This window comes from Pseudomonas sp. Emmai (assembly GCF_055179735.1).
In genome coordinates this window covers 3,978,154-3,993,774 of record NZ_CM143685.1, presented here as the reverse complement: position 1 = coordinate 3,993,774, position 15,621 = coordinate 3,978,154, and the positions used below count along the sequence as shown (strand labels likewise).

Sequence of the window (15,621 nt, the reverse complement as noted above, 5' to 3'; positions counted from 1 at the left end):
TTTCCTTGGTGTCTGTCACGGGCGGCGCCAGAAACGCTGCAAGTGCCTGACGCGCAGCCTCGCTGACCTGCTCGCGATCAGTCCCAGCACGCTACTGACCAGCGCAGTGGTTCTACCCATTTTTGCGGTTGACGGGTAACTGCCATTGGCCATGATTTTCCACAAGAAGCCGGTGGCACCTATGTAAGCCGGCAAAATCATCACGCCGGTGATAGAAAGCATGACGTTCCAGGCATTGTTCGAGAAGAACATCAGGATCATCACTGCCTGCATAACGACAGTCGAAACCCACAGCGAAGCGGAGGCCGCGCCCTTCTTGTTGGTCAAGGCGAAAGCTTGGGGAAAGGTACCGTCCTTCGCCGCGGCCCAGGGCAGTTCGGCCACGAGCATCGTCCAAACCAGCCAGCAGGCAAGAATCGAAATCAAGACTCCGCCATTAACGAAATACTCGCCCCATTTGCCGACAATCGAGCCGAGAATCGCTGCCATGGATGGCGGAGCGATAACTGCCAACTGCGCCTGGGTCATGATCCCAAAGGGCAGTACGGAAATCAGGACGTACAGCAGCAACGTAACGAAGAACCCCATCAACGTTGCTCGGCTCACGGTCTTGGCATCCGACTCGTCGGACATCACCACTGCGCCTTCTATGCCGATGAAGACCCACAGCGTCACGAGCATGGTGCTCTTGACCTGCTCGAGCAGGTTACCCAGCGGCTTACCACCCGACACGTTATCGCTTACATTGCCCCAGAAGTCGGTCGTGAACAGGCCTGCTTTCATCGATATCACGACAACGCCGAGGAAGACTGCAATCGGGACGAACTTGGCAATCGTGCCGATCACGTTAAGGGCCGACGCACTCTTCACGCCGCGTAATACGAGCCAGTTCAGTATCCAGAAGACGCTGGATCCGATCAAAATCGCCAACCACGTATTCCCGCCCTCAAAATAAGGAGGAAAGAAGTAGTTGAGTGTGTCCATCAGCAGTACCGCGAAGCCAACGTTGCCGAAGGCGGACGAGAGCCAATAACCCCACGCAACCTGAAATCCGGCGAACTTGCCGAAGCCCTTACGCGAGTACATGTAGATGCCGGCGGTAATCTCAGGCTTGATGTCGGCAAGCACCTGGAAAGTTCGGGCCAGAAAGAAAATCCCGAGCCCGGAAACCAGCCAGGCGATAAGTACCGCGCCCAACCCGGCATGTTGTGCCATGTTCTGTGGCAGGTTGAAGGCCCCTCCCCCCACCATTGCGCCGATCACCAACAGGGTCATGGAGAGCATACCCAGCTTGTTCTTGGCGGGTACGTTCGTCGAAGCGGTTGAGGCGCCAGAATCCGGAATAACGCCCGCTGCTGTGGCTGCTTTCATGGGATCAATCCTCAGTAATACACAAAATCTGATAGCGGCCGCCGACGACTTCAACGCCATGCGTGTCGTGGGAAAAGCCCGGCATTTCAGCATCAAATGCCTCGAGGGCTTTCAGGTAGCCGAGCATTGAGCCTGTTGCTATACCCATATTTTCTCCGGGCATCAGCAACGGTATTCCTGGGGGATACGGCACCACGCCGGTCTTTCCGAAGTGGCGTCAATGACATCGATATCGCGATCTTTCAACGCGTCGATCAGCGCCGCGGTCGCGTGACGACCGGCACTCTCGGCGCCAGTACCGTTATGCACTACAAGCACCCGACGTCGATAGAGAATCCCGGGCACGTTCGGTGAGAAGCCGCTCATGTTGACTCCTGCACGACATAGGTGTGGAAAACAACGCGGCCGTCGACATCATCGGCATAAACGCCCTGTACCTCGAACTCGAAGCCAGGGAACCGATTGAACGCCTCCTCGAACACGAGAAAATAGTCCAGCATCGGCTGCGCCCGATCGTCATAGCGCTCGCCGGGTACGACAATGCCGATTCCGGGTGGATAGATGAGTGCCAGCGTCGCCGAAATACGACCCTTGCACTCGGACAGTGGCAGATAGTCGACTCGATTGCCGACGAACGCTTCGGTGGCGTCGGCGACCGACATCGCCTGCTCTGGAAAGTGCTCGCCGCGAAAGCACAGTCTTTGCAGGGAAGCAATATCGTGCTTGCGGTAGAAACCATGCATCTCGTCGCACAGGCCCCGCAGCGTGTAACCGGCGTAACGCTGCGGATAGCGCGCAAGCGTCGTCGGCAGCACCGCTTCGAGCGCCCCGTCTGTGTCGTACAGGTGCTTGAACGCCACCAGCCTGGATATCAACGACGCGCACTTGCCGGCCTCAACGGCGGGAGTCAGCAGGAAGAGAATGCTATTGAGGTCGCATTTTTCCGGCACGATATTGTTCTCGCGCAGGTAGGCGGCCAACAGCGTCGCCGGGATGCCGGTATCGCTGTATTCGCCGGTCTTACGGTCGAAGCCTGGCGTGAGGAGCGTCAACTTGTTCGGATCAGTCATCGCCCAGTCCGGCGCGGCGTGCCGGAAACCATGCCAGCGAGCATCCGGGACTAGAGCCCAGCACGCGGGCTCGCGGGACAGCACGTCCGTGGGGATATCCTCCCAGGGCACGCCATCGAGTGGAGGGCTGAACCTGGAATCCGCAATTGTCACCACATCAGGCACGAACGGATCGAAGAACCAATCGCTGGCGTCACCCTTGGCGGTTTCCGTAAAGCGGTGTTTTAGCGTGCGCAGCTTTTTACGCGTTTCAATACCGATGCGGATCGCGTCGTCCCAAAGCACCAAGCCGTTGCGCCCCTTATGCATCTGAGCATCAACATCAAGGCTGGCAAACAGTGGATAGAACGGCGAGGTCGAGCAGTGCAGCATGAACATCTCGTTAAACCGTCGATGCCCGGTGCGTCGTGATTGCCCCTTGATATGCTCGTCGCGCACATGAATCTGCGAGGCCTGCGAGAAGCCGGCCAGTTGCTTGTGAGTTGACTGGGTAGCGATGATGCCGGGGCTATTGGCGTCGAGGTTCTCCAGACCCATCGCAAAATGCCCGGCAAACAGCGGGTGAAACTTCATGAAACCCGCCCACGCTTCGTCGAAGTGGACGTACTCACACAGGTGGCCGATTCGTTCGATCAGGCTACCGGTGTTGTAGATGGTGCCGTCGTAACTGCATTGTTCAACGATGGCCAGTCGGAATGGCCGCTCACGTTTCCATGCCTCTGGATCGGTGACCAGTGGATGGTTGCGGATCTGCTCGCGCAACTTCGTTTCGTCCAGCGCGTCGTAATCGATCGGGCCGATGAGGCCCTGTGGGTTGCGGTCTGTTTCGAGGTAAATCGGGATCGCACCGGCCAGTTGCAACGCACCCTGATGATTCGATTTGTGGTTGTTGCGATCAAATAACACAAGGTCGCCACGTTTTAGCAGCGCTGCGGTCACGACCTTGTTCGACGTCGAGGTTCCGTTGAGGATGAAGTAAGTGCGATCGGCGCCAAAGACCTTTGCCGCCGCCATCTGCGCGGCAAGCGCCGGACCGACGTGTGTCAGCAGGTCGCCCATTTCGGGCACCGAGTTGTCGATGTCGTTACGAAACACCGCCTCGCCCAGATGCTCAACAAAGAGACGGCCGGCCGGGCTGCGCCGGTAGAATGCCCCGCCCTGGTGGCCCGGACAGGTCCACATCTGGTTGCCTTCGTAGTCGTAGTCCATCAGGGCGCCGAAAAACGGTGGCTTCAACCCGGTGGCATAACGTTCCAGCGCGAAGATCGTTTCCTTTGCGGAAAAGGCCGGCGTTTCGTGGTCGAGATAGAGGTATCCAGTGACCTCGCCCAATGGGGCAAGTGAAAGCGACTCCACGCCTTTCAATTCGCTCATCAGATAGATGGGCGTATCAAGTCCGCGCTCGCGCCTGATGGTGTTAATGAGTGCCTGTACCTCGGGCTCATCCGGGCCGTCGATCGACAGCAGGAAGCAACCGATCCCCATATCGCTCACTGCCGCGACATTGGCCCCGCTCAAGGTGGGCACGACATCGGTTCGATAGTCATATTCGCCAATTGCGTCAATCAGGCGCTGGACGAGCCGCGCTTCGTTGCTTTCAGGTGCATGAACGAACACGGGGCTGTATAGCAGGAAATGAAATAGCGTGTGGTAGGGAACCGACATGTCGAGACCTCTAATCAAGTGGTAGTACTGCGACTCATGCCGTAGTCCTCGTACCTCACCTTTGACTATTCCCCACGTTCAAAATCAGGTCTGTACGCCACCCCACATATCTCGTTGTTAATTTTCATTAACGGGCTGGCCTGCACGATTTCAACAAGTACTTACGTGCCTTATCACACAGACAATTCAGCCGCCGATTCCGTTACTCCCAGCTAGTCGTCTTTGCGGCCCATGTCGCGTAGGTACACACCAAGCCGAACGTCAGTAAAAAGAAAGCCAGATAAGGGGTCACATCTTTCATCCTCTGAGTGCGAGTGATCCGTTGTTGTGGCGAATATATCCGTGCATTAACGGGCGACGGGGTTAAGGTGGGTTAAGAAATATTTAATGTTCGGCGGGATCGTTGGTCACTAGGGTACGCCTGCATTGGCTGTCGACATTGCGTCGCAATTGCCCGAAAACAGGTATTAATGGAGGAAGTTATGAGTTGCGCGCTGGTCATAGAGGACGACAAGGTGACGGCGGAAGTCATCATTGCTGAACTCCAACGCCATGGGTTCAGTTCAAAATGGGCCGCTACCGGACGAGACGGCCTGGCCCTGGCGATTGCAGGAGGTTACGACGCCATTACCCTGGATCGGATGCTTCCCGACTTTGATGGACTGACGATTGTCAGTACGTTGCGTAGTCTGGGGATTCAGACGCCCGTCTTGATGATCAGTGCGCTTTCCGATGTCGATGAGCGCGTCCAAGGGCTCCGCGCGGGCGGCGATGACTATCTGACCAAACCCTTCTCTGCTATCGAGATGGTTGCGCGTCTTGACGCATTGCTTCGGCGAACCAGCACAGATGCAAGCCATCCGCAACTCAGTTGCGGAAACCTGCGACTGGACCTGGTCGAACACAAACTGACTCGAAATGACGAACAAATCCTGCTGCTGCCAACCGAATTCAAACTGCTCAATTACCTGATGCGCAGTGCCGGCCAACTGGTCACCCGCACCATGCTTTTTGAAGAAGTCTGGGGTTATCGATTCGACCCAGGGACGAACATCATAGATGTCCACATCGGTCGGCTGCGCAAAAAGCTTGAAGGCGATGAAGGAACTCCTGCCATACATACAATACGCGGTGCCGGTTATGTCCTTGCTACCAAAGACTGAGGAATGGCGCTCATCCGGCAGTCGACTGATCGGTTTCTACGCCCTTTTTTTTGTGGCCTGGGGAGCACTCTTTACAGGGGTGTTGTACTGGGAAATCTCCCACTATCTAGGAACCGTTGCAGAGCGAACATTACTGCAGCGAGCCCATTACTATCAAAAGATAGATGATGAAAAACTGGTGAAGGAGCTGGCTGCCAGTGAAGCCTATTCAACGCCGGGGATCGATGCTTACGGATTGTTCGCACCCGATGGGCAACACGTTGCCGGAGACCTGCTCAAACTGCGCTCCAGTCTGCCCGATGATGGCAAGGTTCATTATCTTGAGCGCGGACTGAGTATGGCGTTGCCCGACAAAGAAACCAGAAGCAGCTATGCGCTGTTAGCACGCCGCCCCGACGGGCATATGCTTATTCTGGCGCGTGATGGCGGCTCTATTTCTGCCGTGGGCGGGATTATTGAGCAGGCCTTGATGTGGGGGTTTTCGTTAACACTGATTCCCGGGTTAATTGGCTGGCGTTTGTTGCGACGCCGACCGTTGCGTCGTGTCAAACGACTTCAGCTTTGTACGGAAAGTATCGTTTCAGGCAACTTGGCAGAGCGTTTGCCCCTGTCCGCCCGCCGTGATGAGCTGGATATGCTGGCAAGCGCCGTGAATACGATGCTCGATCATATCGAGCAACTGATGCATGAGGTCAAGAGCGTCTGCGATGGTGTCGCCCATGATCTACGAACGCCGCTGACACGGTTGCGTGCAAGGCTTTATCAGCTTCAGCAATTGCCCTTGGACAGTGATCACCAGCACACATTGAATCAGGCCCTTGAAGAAAGCGAATCGATCATGGTGCGCTTTCAAGGACTGCTTCGGGTTGCCGAACTCGACGATATCCGTCGCCGCTCGGCGTTTGCTCCTTTTCCGATCATGGCGCTGTTGCAACAGGCACATGAGTTTTATGAACCTCTGGCGCTGGATCGTTCTCAGACTCTTTCCCTGGAAATTACCGATGACTTGCCCAGGTTGTATGGCGACTCATCGTTGCTGTTCGAAGCGCTGGTCAACTTACTGGATAACGCCATCAAGTTTGCGCCAGTGGGCGGGCATATCACATTGCGCGGTAGCATCAAGGATTCAACAGTCATCATCGAGGTTGCCGATGATGGGGCCGGGATTCCCGAGGCGGACCGTACACATGTCATTCGCAGGCTTTATCGAGGGGAAGCTAGCAGCATGCAGCCCGGCCACGGCCTCGGGTTATCGTTGGTCGCTGCCATTGTGAAATTGCATGGCTACTCGCTGGATATCCAGCCCGCCGCCTTCGGTCTTGGCACCCGTGTTTTGATTCATTGCCCGATGGTTTCCGACTGATCTACGCCCTTATCGGTGACCGAATATTAAATTTAACTTAATCCAGCTTAATTTGAGCCCCCCTGCCCTGGGGGCTAGCTTGGCGGCACTTTCTGCTGCCCCAAGGTCTTCTGCTTGTGAAATACCTGTTGTTCCTGCTCATGCTCACTGCTCTCTGTGTAACAGCGCCGCTCGCCTGGGCTAGCCCTGCTCTGGCTGACAATAACACTCGAGGGGCCATGATCCCTGCTGCGCCGAAGCTCGGCGCTAAAGCCTGGATACTGGTCGATGCTGGAACAGGTACCGTCATTACCAGCCACAACAGTGATATGCGTCTACCGCCAGCCAGCCTGACGAAGATGATGACGGCATTTGTCACCAGCCGTGAGATCAAGGCCGGGCGTATGAACGCTGATGCCATGGTCACGGTCAGCGAAAATGCCTGGCGTACCGGCGGCTCACGCATGTTTCTTGATCCCGGCAGTTCGGTTTCGGTTCACGACTTGCTTAGTGGGGTGATCATCGACTCGGGAAATGACGCAAGCGTTGCGCTCGCCGAACATGTGGCCGGAACGGAAGGCGTCTTCGTCGGGATGATGAACTCGACCGCGACTACTCTGGGGATGGCCAACACGCACTTCATGAATTCCACAGGGTTGCCTGAGCCAGAGCATTATTCGTCTGCCCGGGACATGGCAACATTGGCTCGAGCGATCATCAGTGAAGGTAGTGATTACTACGGGCTATACGCCAAAAAACACTTCACCTGGAATGGAATACGCCAAGCCAACCGCAACCTACTGTTATGGCGCGACGCAAGCTTCGACGGTTTGAAAACCGGCCATACCGAGGCGGCTGGCTATTGCCTGGTGGCTTCGTCCCACCGAAGCGGGCGACGTTTGATCAGTGTGATTTTCGGTGCTAGCAGTACCCTGAAGCGCACAGCAGAAACAGAAAAACTCATGGGTTACGGCTTTCGCTTCTACGACACTCAAACCTACAAAAAAGCCGGGGAAATACTCACGTGGTCTGCGCTCTGGAAAGGTAAAAATCGATCGATCGCTCTAGGATTACTGGACGACATGACCCTCACCTTGCCCAAGAATAAAAATCGGGATTTAGAGACACGCATAGAGATTGATGGACCGCTCGAAGCACCTATCGCTATGGGCACCGTCCTTGGAAAACTGGAACTGTACGATGCTGGAAAAAAACTGGGGAGCCGGCCCTTGATAGCACTTGAGGACGGTGAGCCAGGCAGTTGGTGGACACGCTGGTGGGATACGGTGCATTTGTTTTTTACTCAAATGATTCTCGGTTGGTTCGAGGAGACTGAAACTGCCTGACGATGGTCGATCGTCATACCACGCCAAGGCAAAAATCCTGGACGTCTCACAAGACTGGAAGAACTGATGAACTCAGATGATTTACGAAGAGAATTAGCGCTCTCCAAATTTTTCAACGGCGACTCATCGCTTAATAATGCTGTCCAGGGACTGAGTCAAGACGAAAAAAAAATGTGTATTGAGTCAGCCTTTGAACAAGAGGCTATACGTCTGGGAATAGAGGTGTGGGAGTTGACGCTTACACTGATATCTGAATCTCCCGAAGAACTGAAATGCCTGACCCTGGAGTTCCATCGTGAAGTCGCAGAAATGGTAGAAATGGACTGGAACGATTATTGCCACCTGAATGGAATAAACGATTAATCGCGCCTATCCCTGCCGCTTTGATGCAATGCCGAACTCTCGGCGCGGACCCCAGGCCGGTGCCCAGGCCCAGGAACAGCATTTTACCGCCCCGATAGCTGCCGAGGGCCTGCATTGCCGCATCGTTGACGATACGTACCGGCAGGCCGAACGCCTCCTCGAAATCGAAGCCGACCCACCCTGGCGCCAAGTGGTGCGGCTCCAGCGCCGGGGCGCCCTGAGTGACGACACCGGGGTAGCCGATCGACAGCGCATCGAAACGCCAGTCGGCGGTAATCTTGAGTATCCCGGCGACCATCTGCTGCGGTGTGAGTTTTGGCCCGGATTTGAACTTGCGCCGAGTCGTCTCGCCACTGAGCAGGCATTTGATGTGTGAACCGCCGACATCGACGACGAGGATCTTCGGTTGAACTGACTTTCGCGGAGTGCTCATGGCACTTCCTTAGCGGTAACCGGACGCTCGCCTTTGCGGCTCGATTCATCGATCTGATCCGGCGCCAGCGAAAGCAGGTGTGCGGTGTTTACCAGCGCCATGTGGCTAAGCGCCTGCGGGAAATTGCCTTGCATGTGACCACTCCGGGGATCGAATTCCTCGGCCAGCAGGCCAACGTCGTTGCGCAACGCAAGTAGGCGTTCGAACAGCGCTTCAGCCTCGACGCGACGGCCGATGACAGCGAGGCAATCGGCTAGCCAAAAACTGCAGGGCAAAAAGACACCTTCGCCAGGAGGAAGGCCATCGACACTCGTCGCGGTATCGACTCGGTAGCGCAACACCAGGCCATCAACGACCAGTTCCCGTTCGATCGCGGCGATCGTGCTCTTCACACGGGGATCGTCCGGCGGCAAAAAGCCCACCAGTGGAATCAGCAGCAGGCTGGCATCGAGCGCCGTGCTGCCGTAGTGCTGAACGAAGCAGTTGCGCTTCACATCGAACCCCGCTTCGCACACCTGCGCGTGGATCTGGTCACGGGTACGACGCCAGGCCTCAACCGGACCTTCCAGGCCGTAGCGTTCGACGGCCTTGACCCCGCGGTTGAAGGCGACCCAAGCCATCACCTTGGAGTGGGTGAAGTGGCGCCTCGGCCCACGGACCTCCCAGATGCCTTCATCAGGCTCTTGCCAATGACTGTCGAGGAAGTCCAGCAAGGCTCGCTGGATGTCCCAGGCATGCGGCAACTGCACCTGCCCTGCCGCGCGCGCCAGGTGCAAGGTGCAAGGTGTCCATCACCTCACCATAAACGTCTAGCTGGAACTGTTCAGCCGCTGCGTTGCCGATGCGAACCGGCGCAGCCTGCAGATAGCCGGGCAGCCAAGAGAGTTCTCTCTCTTGCAGCCGGCGCTCGCCGGTCACACTGTACAGAATCTGCATGTCGGCCGGGCTGCCTGCCACGGCGCGCAGAAGCCAGCCGCACCAAGCCTCCGCCTCGCCGGTGTAGCCGGCGAGCAGCAAGGCGTTCAACGTGAAGGTCGCGTCGCGCAGCCAGCAATAGCGGTAGTCCCAGTTGCGCACACCCCCGGGGTGCTCCGGCAGTGAGGTGGTTGGCGCCGCCACGATGCCACCCGTGGGCTGGAAGATGAGCGCTTTGAGCGTTAGCAAGGAACGCAGCACCGCTTCCTGCCAACGGCTCTCGAAACGACAGCGCCGTGACCAGTCCTGCCAGTTGTGCTCGGTCTGCACAAGCGTGCTTTCAGCGTCGATGACCTGTTGAACGGGCTCGTGTGACGGCCGGTAGTTGAGCACGAAAGGTACACGTTCACCGGCGCCAACCTCGAAATCGGCCCGCGTAGTCATTTGCACACCGCGCGTGTGCACCGGTGTATGCAACTCGATTGTGTCTGGCCCGGCAGTCGCGAACAGCGTACCGTCGCTCCGACTCACCCAGGGAACAATGGAGCCATAGTCGAAACGAATGATGAGTTCCATGTTCATGGCGACGCGTCCCCGCAGGCCCACGACGATGCGTAACACGTCCCACCGCTCGTCTGACAGCGGCATGCAGTCGATCACGCGCACGGCACCCGACGCTGTCTCAAAGTCTGTTTCCAGGATCAGCGTGCCTTCGCGGTAGCGACGACTCACTTTCGTGGCTTCATCGCGTGTCGAGATCAACCAGCGACCGTTCTCTGGGCCACCTAAAAGGGCGGCGAAGCAGGCGCCCGAGTCGAAACGAGGCAAGCATAGCCAATCAATCGAACCATCGCGGCCCACCAGCGCAGCGGTGTGGCAGTCACCGATCATCGCGTAATCTTCAATGCGCAAGGGCACGATTCAGCTCGCCTTTTCGGGGTTGTGCCAGCCGCCATCAGCGGACATGAAAAGGTCCGCAGCTGGCGGGCCCCATGAGCCCGCGACATAGAGGTGCACCGGGGGTGGATCGACCAACACAGGGGCGACAACCGCCCAGGATGATTCGATGGTGTCTTCATGAGCAAATAGCGCGCCGTCGTCGTTTATCGCGTCGGTCAACAGCCGTTCATATGGGGACTGCATGTGCGAATCGGTGAGGTCAGAGTTCATTTTAGGTCTCCGCCGGCGGGATCCTGAAGGGGCTTCTCGACATGGCCGCCGAACTCATGGCGCATGGCTGACTGCACGCGGTTGGCGAAATCGGCATCGCCGCGCGAGCCGAAGCGGGCATACAACGCCGCGCTCAAAACGGTGCAGGCACGGCTTCGTCGATGGCCGCTTGCACCGTCCAGCGTCCTTCACCGGAATCCGATATACGGCCTTCATAACCGCCCAGCGTGGGGTCAGCCGCTAGAGCCGCGGCGGTGAGATCCAGTAGCCACGAACCGATCAAACTGCCGCGCCGCCAGACTTCCGCAATCTGCGGCAGGTCCATCTCGTATTGATAGTGAGTGGGGCAACGCAACGGCGTCGTCTCCGCATCGACGGTGTGCTCGCGCGAGCCGACATTCGCGTGGTGCAGGATATTCAGCCCTTCGGCATAGGCGGCCATTACTCCGTACTCAATCCCGTTGTGCACCATCTTGACGAAGTGACCTGCACCATGCGGCCCACAGTGCAGCCAACCCTGATCAGCGCTGCTATGGCACGCGTCGCGGAGTCCTATCATGCCGATTTGCATCTTCATGCTCCTCTGCGTTGCAACTGCTCGATCACCGCGTATTCGCGGCAATGAGGGGCCATGGGGACGGCAGAGAAGCGACACGCCACATCATCCAGCGTCCATTCGGTACCGCGAGGTCTGTGGTATATGGATGAACCTCAATGTGGTTGAGTTGGCGACGCACGCAATAGTTCAAATCGAACAAAAACCTATACACAGAGCCGCCATGGGGATTACGGTTTGGCCTTCATCCTTTGCCGCATGGAATCACTCGCTTGACCAATATACCTATGGACATACCTTGGATCAGTATGGAAAACACCATGACAAGATAAGTTAGGGAAACCACCAAATCGCGAGCTTCTCCTGGCGGCAACGACAACGCCAGTGCCACCGATATGCCGCCGCGAAGGCCACCCCAGGTCAGCACACTCCAGGAACCTTTGGGTAACCGAGCGCGCCGCCCGATGACCGCAATCGGATCTCCACCCGTCAGTAAACGCGTCAACAACGTCACCAATATGACCAGTCAGACTAAAAACGACGTGGCAGGACGCGGTTTGCCTACGCTTCATAGGCAGAGGATCTATCTGTCCGCTGGCAATTTCTTTCGGACGAAATAATTGCCCTTTGAAATGGAGTCATCAGGCCATGCTGGACACTATTGCGGCTTTCTTCTGCATCACAGCTGTGCTTGCCTTCCTCAACCGTCGTTATGTGGGGCTACCCTCCGCCATCGGCGTAATGGCTATTGCCTTGAGCTTGTCATTGATAAACATGGCATCCGACGCGCTGGGTTTTCACGCCTTGCACACGTTGGAGCAATCGCTGGTCGAGTCCATCGATTTTTCCGAGTTGTTAATGCAAGGCATGTTGTCGCTGCTGCTATTTGCTGGTGCACTGCATATCGACTTGTCTGAGCTGCGTGCCTACAAATGGCAGATTGCATCTTTAGCAGTGATCGGGACCACACTATCGACCCTGCTCATAGGCTTCGGGCTCTGGGGATTGTTATCCCTGACCAGCTTGGAGTTGCCGCTTTCCTACTGTTTGGTGTTCGGTGCATTGATTTCCCCCACCGATCCAATTGCTGTAATGGGCATTCTCAAGTCAGCGGGCGCACCAAATAGTGTTGAATTGGTGATCTCGGGAGAGTCTCTGTTCAATGACGGCGTCAGCGTCGTCCTGTTTTCGCTAATTCTGGCGATCATCACAAGCGGGGACATACCGTCAATCTGCAACGCATCGCAACTCTTATTGACAGAGGCGGGGGGAGGCATCCTTTTAGGCGCCGCCTTCGGTTACATCACTTATCGCATGCTCAAGAGCATCGACAGCTATCAGGAAGAAGTCCTCATTACCTTGGCTGCTGTGCTCGGCGGTTATGCCTTGGCGACGCACCTGCATGTATCCGGACCGCTGGCAATGGTGGTAATGGGACTGATCATAGGAAATCAAGGGCGATCCCACGCGATGTCCGAGCAGACCGAAAAAAATCTCGACATGTTCTGGGAGTTGATTGACGAAATTCTGAACGCCGTGTTGTTTGTGCTCATCGGCTTGGAGGTGGTTCTGATTCAGTTTTCAAGTCCACTGCTCGCTACGGGCATGATGGTCATAGCGTTGACTCTCCTGTCTCGATTGCTGACGGTCGGGGCTCCGATTGCAGTCTTAGGTCAACGCTTCAAGCTTCCCAAAGGCGCCTGGAGTGTCATGACCTGGGGAGGGCTGCGCGGCGGAATATCTGTGGCACTGGCATTGTCGCTGCCCCGCGGCGAAGCTCGCGATGTTGTGGTGGCCCTGACGTACCAGGTTGTGGCTTTTTCCATTCTGGTACAGGGTGTATCCGTAGGTAAATTGGTAAAGAGGGTGATTCCCTGCGATGTAGCAGACCGCTGATCGAATGTTCAGCTCGATAAAAGAGGATGGATTCGCGTTTTACTAAATTGGTCGGCATCGCTCGCAACATGTTATTTGAACCGATGGTCTGACATCGCAGGAATTAAATATAAACTCGAAACACATCTGATCTATCTGAAAACAAAACGCATCGTTTTGTCAGCACCGAACCTCACGCAGCCTGAGTGTTGTGGCTGTATAGCGCGTCTCGACGGCGCAAGGTTTCAGTAACACGCTCAGCAGGCCATACCGTTAGCATCGCCCTGCCTTTAATGAGGTAATGCCCAGGCCGGCGCTCAAGCCGAATCAATAGATCATCCTTGATGGCCAACGCCATCAGGACGTCAGCATCGATCAGTTGGAGATAGCCGTCATCAAAGGCGCTCACCACCGCAGCGTCGCCAGCGAACACTGCTGGCAGGTTAGCTTCGATTACGGGTTTTGAGGCTTCAGAACCGGGACTTCCAAAGTCGCCCGCAAACAAGCTGTCGATTCCGCCGTCGAGTTCGCGACCTACTCGCGCCACGACCTGATCTGCCTGGATCGAGACCGATATGAAATACCTTGAAAACGTTGCTGCTGAAGTATTGGTATCGTCTTCGGTCGAGTTTCTGGTTTGTACCAACAACCATGGCATGCTTGGCCGTAGCTTTGGCTTTCTCCTGCGTGGCGCTCGACAAAAACGTTACTGACGATTGGTCCAATTCGCCAACCTCAAATGAATGATCCTGCATCCAACAAAATTCTTCCTACTTGATCGAGCGAAGAGCCTGTTTTATTTCCATAAGCTTGGCATTGTTCGGCTTGCCCTCGACGCGGGCAAGAATGTTCCCTTGAGTGTTCAAAACAAATACGAATGCTTTGGCGCTACTGCTCGGGATGTTCAAAGCGGTCTCGAGGTTTGACTTACTCAAAATCCAAGTTTGGTCCTGATAGCGCGCCGGGATTTTCTCTTTCGCCCGGCCGATGGCATCTTCCTCACTCATGAAAAAAGGAAGGTCGACCGCAAGCACATCAATGATACGAACCTCACTCTGGTTTACATTTTTACGCAGCGCCTCGGCCCATAGGCGGGTGTCCGTCGCAGCCTCTGTGCTTGGCGTAACTATCAGTATCGTCGGTTGGCCGATCAATTGGGCTGAACTGACTTTTTCGCCTGTCAGCACAGTCGCCGTAAAGTTTGGAATTGGGCTGCTGGAGAGCTGAGACCAAGCGTAAACCGGGGCCAGTAGCCCAAGCGCGAATAAAATAGTGAAGGGCGTTTTCATTCTGAGTAATCCCAGAGATGGCTTATGGAGTTTCGATGTGTGCCTGTTGATGTTAGACGTGCTTGTGCGTTGGGGGGGGGCAACTGGGTGAAGATGAGCCGTTGGGGGTGTGCAGATGAAGCGAGGGAGGTGATTCGACACTCGGTCGTCGCTTATGTCCAAAAATAGTAGTTTCGGAGTGCGGCTGAGCCACACTGGTACATGGCGCAATTACACGACATCGACATCGACATCGACAGCGGCACCGGCTTCGAACAGGACAACTTACATAAGGTCTTCGACCGCTTCAGCCAGGCGGAAGTTAGCATACCACCCATCAACGCGAGGCCTGGGCTTCGGTGTATGGGGCTGTTACAGGTGCCGGACATATTCGTCTCAGCGTAGATCATCAGAGCCTGCGAACAGTCTACTGTTAACCGAATCCATGAACTTGCTCATGACGCTTTCCCCTGATCGACACCGATGACGATAAGCTCGTTCGACATGTACGAATGCGGAGGTACAGGCATGTTCAAGGGTGCCGGCTGCGATTTGAATACGCGCCCGGCGAGGTCATAGCGGGAACCATGGCAAGGGCAGAAATAGCCACCTACCCAGTCCTTACCCAAATCAGCCGGTGCCACCTCAGGCCGGAAGGTTGGCGAGCAACCCAGGTGGGTGCATATACCGATGATCAGCAGAATCTCCGGCTTGATTGAGCGTAACTCGGGATCGACATAAGGAGGCTGAATAGATTTTTTCGAGTCGGGATCGGACAGTTGGGCTTCAATTTTCTTGAGAGTCGCAAGAACTTCTGGTGTACGACGGACGATAAACACGGGCTGACCACGCCAATCGGCAATCAATTGCTGGCCCGGCTCGATCTTGCGGATATTGACTGTCACCGGTGCACCAGCTGCTTTCGCCTTGGCACTGGGAAACCACGATCCTACAAACGGGATCGCTGCCCCCACCGCCCCGGCAGCCCCTACCACGGACGTGGCAGCCACCAAGAAGCGACGCCGACCTGCATTCATGACGTCATTGCTCAACTATCCTATCAGTCCTACCAAGTACTTATTTT

16 protein-coding genes and 2 pseudogenes are annotated in these 15,621 nt (G+C 56.1%); 5 read left to right on the top strand and 13 right to left on the bottom strand.

The annotated features are described in order from the left end of the window. Positions 1-15: 15 nt before the first annotated feature. Genes ACY4LX_RS18490 through speC form a run of 4 tightly spaced genes read right to left on the bottom strand, consistent with a single transcriptional unit; the run spans position 16 to position 4,106 of the window. Complete coding sequence (locus ACY4LX_RS18490; RefSeq protein WP_463257371.1) at positions 16-1,371, bottom strand: basic amino acid/polyamine antiporter; 1,356 nt, start codon at positions 1,369-1,371, stop codon at positions 16-18. Between the two features lie 4 nt (positions 1,372-1,375). Then, complete coding sequence (locus tag ACY4LX_RS18485) at positions 1,376-1,534, bottom strand: Orn/Lys/Arg family decarboxylase (protein ID WP_463260618.1); 159 nt, start codon at positions 1,532-1,534, stop codon at positions 1,376-1,378. Then, positions 1,534-1,737, bottom strand: a complete 204-nt coding sequence (locus tag ACY4LX_RS18480) for a hypothetical protein (protein ID WP_463257370.1) — start codon at positions 1,735-1,737, stop codon at positions 1,534-1,536. The genes ACY4LX_RS18485 and ACY4LX_RS18480 overlap by 1 nt, the downstream gene beginning before the upstream one ends. Then, a complete protein-coding gene (gene speC, locus ACY4LX_RS18475) occupies positions 1,734-4,106 on the bottom strand; it encodes an ornithine decarboxylase (RefSeq protein ID WP_463257369.1) in 2,373 nt (790 codons plus the stop codon). The genes ACY4LX_RS18480 and speC overlap by 4 nt, the downstream gene beginning before the upstream one ends. 482 nt (positions 4,107-4,588) lie before the next feature. On the opposite strand from speC, the gene ACY4LX_RS18470 reads away from it, so the two are divergent. From ACY4LX_RS18470 to ACY4LX_RS18455, 4 genes and pseudogenes are all read left to right on the top strand, one after another. Beyond that, positions 4,589-5,269, top strand: coding sequence for a response regulator transcription factor (locus tag ACY4LX_RS18470; RefSeq protein WP_348122794.1), 681 nt, complete (start codon positions 4,589-4,591; stop codon positions 5,267-5,269). After that, on the top strand, positions 5,247-6,632 hold the full coding sequence (locus ACY4LX_RS18465; RefSeq protein ID WP_463257368.1) for a sensor histidine kinase: 1,386 nt from the start codon (positions 5,247-5,249) through the stop codon (positions 6,630-6,632). The genes ACY4LX_RS18470 and ACY4LX_RS18465 overlap by 23 nt, the downstream gene beginning before the upstream one ends. A 140-nt stretch (positions 6,633-6,772) precedes the next feature. Next, positions 6,773-7,957, top strand: a complete 1,185-nt coding sequence (locus ACY4LX_RS18460; RefSeq protein ID WP_463260617.1) for a D-alanyl-D-alanine carboxypeptidase family protein — start codon at positions 6,773-6,775, stop codon at positions 7,955-7,957. Positions 7,958-8,023: 66 nt separating this feature from the next. Continuing rightward, positions 8,024-8,251, top strand: a pseudogene (locus tag ACY4LX_RS18455) (DUF6388 family protein); the annotation flags it as partial. On the opposite strand, the gene ACY4LX_RS18450 reads toward ACY4LX_RS18455, so the two are convergent. The 6 genes and pseudogenes from ACY4LX_RS18450 to ACY4LX_RS18425 form a co-directional block, all read right to left on the bottom strand. Next, positions 8,196-8,753 carry an ROK family protein gene (locus tag ACY4LX_RS18450; RefSeq protein ID WP_463257367.1) on the bottom strand — a complete coding sequence of 186 codons (558 nt, stop codon included), beginning with the start codon at positions 8,751-8,753 and terminating at the stop codon, positions 8,196-8,198. The pseudogene ACY4LX_RS18455 and the gene ACY4LX_RS18450 sit on opposite strands and share 56 nt — an antisense overlap. Then, on the bottom strand, positions 8,750-9,502 hold the full coding sequence (locus ACY4LX_RS18445) for a glycoside hydrolase family 15 protein (protein ID WP_463260616.1): 753 nt from the start codon (positions 9,500-9,502) through the stop codon (positions 8,750-8,752). Before ACY4LX_RS18445 ends, ACY4LX_RS18450 begins: the two co-directional genes overlap by 4 nt. Then, positions 9,429-10,586: a glycoside hydrolase family 15 protein gene (locus ACY4LX_RS18440; RefSeq protein ID WP_463257366.1), complete on the bottom strand. Its 1,158-nt coding sequence runs from the start codon at positions 10,584-10,586 to the stop codon at positions 9,429-9,431. Before ACY4LX_RS18440 ends, ACY4LX_RS18445 begins: the two co-directional genes overlap by 74 nt. Positions 10,587-10,589: 3 nt before the next feature. Continuing rightward, on the bottom strand, positions 10,590-10,838 hold the full coding sequence (locus tag ACY4LX_RS18435) for a hypothetical protein (protein ID WP_463257365.1): 249 nt from the start codon (positions 10,836-10,838) through the stop codon (positions 10,590-10,592). Further along, a pseudogene (locus ACY4LX_RS18430) lies at positions 10,835-11,364 on the bottom strand (hypothetical protein); the annotation flags it as partial. The pseudogene ACY4LX_RS18430 and the gene ACY4LX_RS18435, both read right to left, overlap by 4 nt. A 274-nt stretch (positions 11,365-11,638) precedes the next feature. Further along, positions 11,639-11,908, bottom strand: coding sequence for a cation:proton antiporter domain-containing protein (locus tag ACY4LX_RS18425; RefSeq protein WP_463257364.1), 270 nt, complete (start codon positions 11,906-11,908; stop codon positions 11,639-11,641). A 134-nt stretch (positions 11,909-12,042) separates the two neighbouring features. Here ACY4LX_RS18425 and ACY4LX_RS18420 point away from each other — a divergent pair, with 134 nt between their 5' ends. After that, positions 12,043-13,290 carry a cation:proton antiporter gene (locus ACY4LX_RS18420; RefSeq protein ID WP_463257363.1) on the top strand — a complete coding sequence of 416 codons (1,248 nt, stop codon included), beginning with the start codon at positions 12,043-12,045 and terminating at the stop codon, positions 13,288-13,290. A gap of 172 nt (positions 13,291-13,462) precedes the next feature. Here the strand turns inward: ACY4LX_RS18420 and ACY4LX_RS18415 are convergent, their stop codons facing one another. From ACY4LX_RS18415 to petA, 3 genes are all read right to left on the bottom strand, one after another. Next, complete coding sequence (locus tag ACY4LX_RS18415) at positions 13,463-13,927, bottom strand: DUF2254 family protein (protein ID WP_463257362.1); 465 nt, start codon at positions 13,925-13,927, stop codon at positions 13,463-13,465. A gap of 112 nt (positions 13,928-14,039) precedes the next feature. Then, entirely contained in the window at positions 14,040-14,558 is a 519-nt protein-coding gene (locus ACY4LX_RS18410) for a peroxiredoxin family protein (RefSeq protein WP_463257361.1), read from the bottom strand. Positions 14,559-14,992: 434 nt separating this feature from the next. After that, complete coding sequence (gene petA, locus ACY4LX_RS18405) at positions 14,993-15,589, bottom strand: ubiquinol-cytochrome c reductase iron-sulfur subunit (protein WP_463257360.1); 597 nt, start codon at positions 15,587-15,589, stop codon at positions 14,993-14,995. Positions 15,590-15,621 lie beyond the last annotated feature (32 nt).